This window comes from Actinomyces urogenitalis DSM 15434 (assembly GCF_000159035.1).
Classification (GTDB): domain Bacteria; phylum Actinomycetota; class Actinomycetes; order Actinomycetales; family Actinomycetaceae; genus Actinomyces; species Actinomyces urogenitalis.
The window spans coordinates 1-5,675 of the sequence record NZ_DS999580.1; the positions used below are offsets into that span (position 1 = coordinate 1).

The 5,675-nt window shown below is 59.2% G+C and carries 3 rRNA genes; all 3 read left to right on the top strand.

Features of this window, described 5'->3' with window-relative positions:
- Positions 1 to 233: 233 nt before the first annotated feature.
- Positions 234 to 1,772, top strand: a 16S ribosomal RNA gene (locus HMPREF0058_RS11265).
- A 391-nt stretch (positions 1,773 to 2,163) separates the two neighbouring features.
- Positions 2,164 to 5,327 (top strand): 23S ribosomal RNA (locus HMPREF0058_RS11270).
- Between the two features lie 138 nt (positions 5,328 to 5,465).
- A 5S ribosomal RNA gene (gene rrf, locus HMPREF0058_RS11275) occupies positions 5,466 to 5,582 on the top strand.
- The 16S, 23S and 5S rRNA genes sit together here, the layout of an rRNA operon.
- Positions 5,583 to 5,675 lie beyond the last annotated feature (93 nt).

The following is a 5,675-nucleotide window of genomic DNA, read 5'->3' on the forward strand; positions in this document are numbered from 1 at the left end:
TGGGTGTGTTGTTTGAGAACTCGATAGTGTGTCATGTTTTTTATGCCATAGTGGGATGGCTGGCCCTGGTTTTTTGGGGTTGGTTGTTCTTGTTTTGTTTTGGTTTGCCTGCCTTGGTTTTCCTCGTCGGATCTGGGGTGGGTTGGGCCTGGTCTGGTTTTCTGGACTTTTTTGATGCTTTCTGTGGCTGGTCCTGGCTTGTTGGTTGGGGTTGGTTTATGGTTTGTGTTTTTTGTTTGGAGAGTTTGATCCTGGCTCAGGACGAACGCTGGCGGCGTGCTTAACACATGCAAGTCGAACGGTGAAGCTCCAGCTTGCTGGGGTGGATGAGTGGCGAACGGGTGAGTAACACGTGAGTAACCTGCCCCCTTCTTCTGGATAACTGCTTGAAAGGGTAGCTAATACGGGATATTCTGGCCTGCTCGCATGGGTGGGTTTGGAAAGGTTTTTTCTGGTGGGGGATGGGCTCGCGGCCTATCAGCTTGTTGGTGGGGTGATGGCCTACCAAGGCGGTGACGGGTAGCCGGCCTGAGAGGGTGGACGGCCACACTGGGACTGAGACACGGCCCAGACTCCTACGGGAGGCAGCAGTGGGGAATATTGCACAATGGGCGCAAGCCTGATGCAGCGACGCCGCGTGAGGGATGGAGGCCTTCGGGTTGTAAACCTCTTTCGCCAGTGAAGCAGGCCATCTTCTTTGTGGGGTGGTTGACGGTAGCTGGATAAGAAGCGCCGGCTAACTACGTGCCAGCAGCCGCGGTAATACGTAGGGCGCGAGCGTTGTCCGGAATTATTGGGCGTAAAGAGCTCGTAGGCGGCTGGTCGCGTCTGTCGTGAAATCCCCTGGCTTAACTGGGGGCTTGCGGTGGGTACGGGCCGGCTTGAGTGCGGTAGGGGAGACTGGAATTCCTGGTGTAGCGGTGGAATGCGCAGATATCAGGAGGAACACCGGTGGCGAAGGCGGGTCTCTGGGCCGTTACTGACGCTGAGGAGCGAAAGCGTGGGGAGCGAACAGGATTAGATACCCTGGTAGTCCACGCCGTAAACGTTGGGCACTAGGTGTGGGGGCTCTTTCCGGGGTTTCCGCGCCGTAGCTAACGCATTAAGTGCCCCGCCTGGGGAGTACGGCCGCAAGGCTAAAACTCAAAGGAATTGACGGGGGCCCGCACAAGCGGCGGAGCATGCGGATTAATTCGATGCAACGCGAAGAACCTTACCAAGGCTTGACATGTGAGCGTCTGCCTCAGAGATGGGGTTTCCTCCTTGTGGGGCGCTTTCACAGGTGGTGCATGGTTGTCGTCAGCTCGTGTCGTGAGATGTTGGGTTAAGTCCCGCAACGAGCGCAACCCTTGTCCCGTGTTGCCAGCACGTTGTGGTGGGGACTCGCGGGAGACTGCCGGGGTCAACTCGGAGGAAGGTGGGGATGACGTCAAATCATCATGCCCCTTATGTCTTGGGCTTCACGCATGCTACAATGGCCGGTACAGAGGGTTGCGATGTCGTGAGGCGGAGCGAATCCCTTAAAGCCGGTCTCAGTTCGGATCGGTGTCTGCAACTCGACACCGTGAAGTTGGAGTCGCTAGTAATCGCAGATCAGCAACGCTGCGGTGAATACGTTCTCGGGCCTTGTACACACCGCCCGTCACGTCATGAAAGTCGGCAACACCCGAAGCCCGTGGCCTTACGGGGAGCGGTCGAAGGTGGGGCTGGTGATTGGGACGAAGTCGTAACAAGGTAGCCGTACCGGAAGGTGCGGCTGGATCACCTCCTTTCTAAGGAGTATGGGGTGCCCTGGTGTGGTGGTGACGGTCTCCCGGTGAGGTTGGGGGGCGGCTGCCAGGCTGGGTGCCTGTCGGAAGCTGTGTGCATGAGAAACCGCCCGTGTCCCGTCCTCCTTCTTGGTGGGTGGGTGTGGGTGCCCTGGCCTCCTGGTTGTCCTCTTTTGATGGGGGTTGGCTTGGGGTTGGGGGTGGCATGCTGTCGGGGTCTGGGGCAGTACGCCCTGGTGGCCCTGCTGTCTGGGCTCACACGGTGCCTGCTGGTTTTGTTGCTTGCGGGTGTGTGGGTGTGGGTGGTGTGGGTGGGTTGGTTGTGAACTGTATAGTGGACGCGAGCATCTTTGATCTTTGCGCACACACACGTGTTTTTGTTGTGTGTGTTGTTTTGTTTGTTTTTTTGAGCGTTCGGTGGATGCCTTGGCATCAGGGGCCGATGAAGGACGTGGTGGCCTGCGATAAGCCTCGGGGAGCCGGCTGACGGGCTGTGATCCGAGGGTGTCCGAATGGGGGGACCCGGCACGAGTTATGTCGTGTCACTCGTACCTGAATTCATAGGGTGCGGGGGGTGACGCGGGGAAGTGAAACATCTCAGTACCCGTAGGAGAAGATATTCCGTGAGTAGTGGCGAGCGAAAGCGGATGATGGTTAAACCGTGTGCGTGTGATACCCGGCAGGGGTTGCGTGTGCGGTGTTGTGGGGCGTGTTCTTCCATCCTCTGCCGGGGGTGGGCGCAGTGAGAAACTGGTGTGGTAGCTGAACCTCCTGGGAAGGGGGGCCGTAGTGGGTGATAGCCCCGTAGGTGAAACCATGCTGGCTGCGTGGGCGCGTTCCCGAGTAGCACGGGGCTCGTGGAATCCTGTGTGAATCTGCCAAGACCACTTGGCTGCCTGAATACCTCCTGATGACCGATAGCGGATAGTACCGTGAGGGAATGGTGAAAAGTACCCCGGGAGGGGAGTGAAATAGTACCTGAAACCGGGCGCTTACAAGCCGTCAGAGCCTTTCCTTTGTGGGGGTGATGGCGTGCCTATTGAAGAATGAGCCTGCGAGTTAGCGCCGTGTCGCGAGGTTAACCCTTGGGGGGTAGCCGTAGCGAGAGCGAGTCTGAAAGGGCGAGTTAAGTGGCACGGTCTAGACCCGAAGCGGGGTGATCTACCCATGGCCAGGTTGAAGCACGTGTAAGAGCGTGTGGAGGACCGAACCCACCTAGGTTGAAAACTGGGGGGATGAGCTGTGGGTAGGGGTGAAAGGCCAATCAAACTCCGTGATAGCTGGTTCTCCCCGAAATGCATTTAGGTGCAGCGTCTCGTGGTCCCCGGCGGAGGTAGAGCTACTGGGTGGCTGATGGGCCCCACAGGGTTACTGACGTCAACCAAACTCCGAATGCCGTTCGGGTTATAGCGGGGCAGTGAGACAGCGGGGGATAAGCTCCGTTGTCGAGAGGGAAACAGCCCAGATCGCCGGCTAAGGCCCCTAAGCGTGTGCTAAGTGGGAAAGGATGTGCGGTCGCGCAGACAACCAGGAGGTTGGCTTAGAAGCAGCCATCCTTGAAAGAGTGCGTAATAGCTCACTGGTCAAGTGATCGTGCGCCGACAATGTAGCGGGGCTCAAGCACACCGCCGAAGCCGCGGACCCATCACGTGTTCCCTACCGGGTTTGTCCTGGTCAGGGGTGGTGGGTGGTAGGGGAGCGTCCTGCACCGGGTGAAGCCGCAGAGTGATCTAGTGGTGGACGGTGCGGGAGTGAGAATGCAGGCATGAGTAGCGATACTAGGGTGAGAAGCCCTAGCGCCGAATGACCAAGGGTTCCAGGGCCAGGCTAGTCCGCCCTGGGTGAGTCGGGACCTAAGGCGAGGCCGACAGGCGTAGTCGATGGATGACGGGTTGATATTCCCGTACCGGCGAAGCACCGCCCATGCTGACGCGCGGGTGCTAACCCACGCCCGGCACCACAATCGCGCCTTCTGGTGGCTTCGGCTGCCTGTTGGTGTGGTGGTGTGGGGTCTGGGGACCCTCCGTGCAGGTAGGCAAGCGTGTTAACAGGGGTGACGCACAGTGGTAGCCTCCGCGGGCCTAATGGCTTGGCCCGTTCAAGCGAGCAGCCCGACAGCCAGGCAAATCCGGTTGTCTTCCTTTGATGGTAAGGGTCAGACGTGATGGTGACCTGCCCTTCTCGGGTGGGGAAGTAGGGTGATCCTGGGGTGCCGAGAAAAGCCTCGACGCGATGGTGCCAGCCGCCCGTACCCTAAACCGACACAGGTGGTCGGGCAGAGTATGCCTAGGCGCACGAGTGAATCATGGTGAAGGAACTCGGCAAAATGCCCCCGTAACTTCGGGAGAAGGGGGGCCCGAGCCTTGAAGCCCCTTTTTGCGGGCTAGGGGTGAGGGTCGCAGAGACCAGGGAGAAGCGACTGTTTACTAAAAACACAGGTCCGTGCGAAGCCGCAAGGCGATGTATACGGACTGACGCCTGCCCGGTGCTGGAAGGTTAAGAGGAACCGTCAACCCCCGTCGTGGGGTGAAGCGGTGAATTTAAGCCCCAGTAAACGGCGGTGGTAACTATAACCATCCTAAGGTAGCGAAATTCCTTGTCGGGTAAGTTCCGACCTGCACGAATGGCGTAACGACTTCTCCACTGTCTCCACCATGAGCTCGGCGAAATTGCACTACGAGTAAAGATGCTCGTTACGCGCAGAAGGACGGAAAGACCCCGGGACCTTTACTACAGCTTGGTATTGGCGCCCGCTATGGCTTGTGCAGGATAGGTGGGAGACTGTGAAGCAGCCACGCCAGTGGTTGTGGAGTCGTCGTTGAAATACCACTCTGGCTATGGCGTGCGCCTGAACCTCGGCCCGTGATCCGGGTCAGGGACAGTGCCTGGTGGGTAGTTTAACTGGGGCGGTTGCCTCCTAAAATGTAACGGAGGCGCTCAAAGGTTCCCTCAGCCTGGTCGGCAACCAGGTGTTGAGTGTAAGTGCACAAGGGAGCTTGACTGCGAGACCGACGGGTCAAGCAGGTACGAAAGTAGGAACTAGTGATCCGGCGATCCCGAGTGGGTGGGTCGTCGCTCAACGGATAAAAGGTACCCCGGGGATAACAGGCTGATCCTGCCCAAGAGTCCATATCGACGGCATGGTTTGGCACCTCGATGTCGGCTCGTCGCATCCTGGGGCTGGAGCAGGTCCCAAGGGTTGGGCTGTTCGCCCATTAAAGCGGTACGCGAGCTGGGTTTAGAACGTCGTGAGACAGTTCGGTCCCTATCCTCTGCGCGCGCAGGATACTTGAGAAGGCCTGTCCCTAGTACGAGAGGACCGGGACGGACGAACCTCTGGTGTGCCAGTTGTCCCGCCCGGGGCACGGCTGGTTGGCTACGTTCGGAACGGGTAACCGCTGAAAGCATCTAAGCGGGAAACCATCTTCAAGATGAGGTATCCACACCACCCCTCGGGGTGGTGGAAGGCCCCCAGCAGACCACTGGGTAGATAGGCCGGACGTGGAAGACCCGCAAGGGTTGGAGCTGACCGGTACTAATTGGCCAACACAAACAACAACACCACCCCCAACCACACGGTACGGGGCCGGTGAGGCAAAGAAAACAACGCTGCGCGTCCACTATACGGTCCAGGACCAACCCCAACACCAACCCCCCCCCACAAGGCGGGGGATCGTGTACGGCCCGACAAGACGTCTCGGTGGTCATAGCGGGGGAGCCACGCCCGGCCCCATTCCGAACCCGGAAGCTAAGACCCCCAGCGCCGATGGTACTGCACCCGCCAGGGTGTGGGAGAGTAGGACACCGCCGAGCACACAACCCAAAACAGGGTCGAAGGCCCCACACCACCACCCACCCAAGGGACGGCATGGTGTGGGGCCTCCCCACACCCCACCAAGCACCCAC